The sequence below is a fragment of the Kitasatospora sp. NPDC097691 genome (assembly GCF_040302665.1).
Taxonomy (GTDB): Bacteria; Actinomycetota; Actinomycetes; order Streptomycetales; family Streptomycetaceae; genus Kitasatospora.
In genome coordinates this window covers 1-1707 of the sequence record NZ_JBEORY010000128.1, presented here as the reverse complement: position 1 = coordinate 1707, position 1707 = coordinate 1, and the positions used below count along the sequence as shown (strand labels likewise).

At 64.0% G+C, this 1707-nt stretch carries 1 protein-coding gene; it reads right to left on the bottom strand.

Annotated features, from left to right (window positions below):
* Positions 1–591: 591 nt before the first annotated feature.
* Positions 592–1707, bottom strand: a 1116-nt coding sequence (locus tag ABTY56_RS38605) for an FAD-binding protein (RefSeq protein ID WP_350634369.1), incomplete at its 5' end; no start/stop codon positions are given.

The following is a 1707-nucleotide window of genomic DNA, read 5'->3' as shown; positions in this document are numbered from 1 at the left end:
ATGATGGCGTTCCAGATGGTGGTGGGGGGGTGGGGGAGGAGGGTTTGGTCGGTGTGGTGGATGGCGTGCACGGGGGTTTCCTTTCGGGGTGCTGGGCGGGGATTCCGGGAGTTACCGGCTTCCGGGTTTCCGGCTCGGGTTCCGGGCCTTCCGGGGGTTTCCTGTGTTTTCGGGGTTTCCGGGTTCCGGCTTTCCGGGTTTCCTGGTTTCGGTTTGGGGCTTTGCTTTGGCTTCCCGGCTTCCCGGCTTCCCGGCTTCCCGGCTTCCCGGCTTCCCGGCTTCCGGGCTTCCGGGGTCTTCCGGGTTCCGGTTTCCGGGGTTTCCTGTCCGGGTGTTAGGCGGGGTTTCCGGCTCGGGTTCCGGGTTTCGGGGGTTTGGGTTTCGGGGTTCCCGGGTTTTCCGGTTTTCGGGGGTTTGGGTTGTGTTTTGGGGTTGGGGAAGTGCCCGTTGGTGCTTGGTGCTTGGTGCTTGGTGCTTGGTGCTTGGTGCTTGGTGCTTGGTGCTTGGTGCTTGGTGCTTGGTGCTTGGTGCTTGGGTGTTGGTGTTGGTGTTTGGTTGTTGGTGTGTTTTGTTGTGGGGTGTTGTTTGGGGTTAGGGGAAGATGTTTTGGCCGGGGGTGAGGGTGTGGGTGGGGTCGTGTTGGTTTTTGGTGGTGGTGAGGGTGGGCCAGTGGGGGCCGTAGTGGGTTTGCCAGTCGGTGGGGGTCATGTTGGGGATGGCGCCGACGAGGTAGCGTTTTGCGCCGAGTTGGGTGGCGTGGTCGTAGAGGTGGCGGTTGCGTTGGAGGGCGGGGGTGGGGTTGGTGTCGGGGTGGGGGAAGGTGAGGAGGTCGAAGAGGTAGGCGGTGGGTTCGTCTGGGGTGATGGCGTAGGGGTGGGTGAGTTTGTTGGTGTGGAAGGGGTAGCAGAGGAGGAGGCCTTGGCCGATGTCGTCGGGGGTGATTTGGGGGAGGGCGTGGGTGAGGAAGTTTTTGGTTTGGGTGGCGGGGAGGAAGAGGGAGAGCCAGGGTTTGGGGGCGTTCCAGTAGCCGAGGTTTTTGATGTTGTCGGCGAAGGCGTCGGCTCGGTAGGTGTATTCGCGGTAGGTGGTGTCGGTGATGGTGGTTTCGGTGGGGTTGGGGTTGAGGCCGGTGAGGAGGGGGGTGGGGTTGGGGGGTGTGGTGCCGTTGTAGTGGGCGACGGCTTCGATTTTGTAGCGGGGGGGTTGGCCGTTGGGTTGGATGAGGATTTCGCCGACTTGGGAGGGGAAGCGGCCGTCGTTGAGGAGGGTTTGTTGGTCGTTGAGGTAGGTGGTGAGGTCGTCGTAGTAGAGGGTGAAGACGCGGGCGTTTTGGGGGGCGGGGATGAGTTTGAGGGTGGCGCGGGTGATGATGCCGATTTGGCCGGCGCCGGCGAGGGCGGTGTGGAAGATGTCGGGGTTGTGGGTGGGGGTGGCGGTGAGGATGCGGCCGGTGCCGGTGACGATTTCGATGGCTTCGACGGTGTCGGCTTGGAGGCCGTGTTTGTGGACGGTGGAGCCGATGCCGCCGATGCTGATGGTGCCGCCGATGGAGAGGTGGAGGTAGTCGGTGAGGCAGGGGGGTGTGAGGCCTTGGGTGAGGGTGGCGTCGGTGAGTTGGGCCCAGGTGACGCCGGCGTCGACGGTGGCGTTGGTGGGGGTGATGGTGTGGATGCGGTTGAGGGTGCGGGCGTTGACGGCGATGCCGCC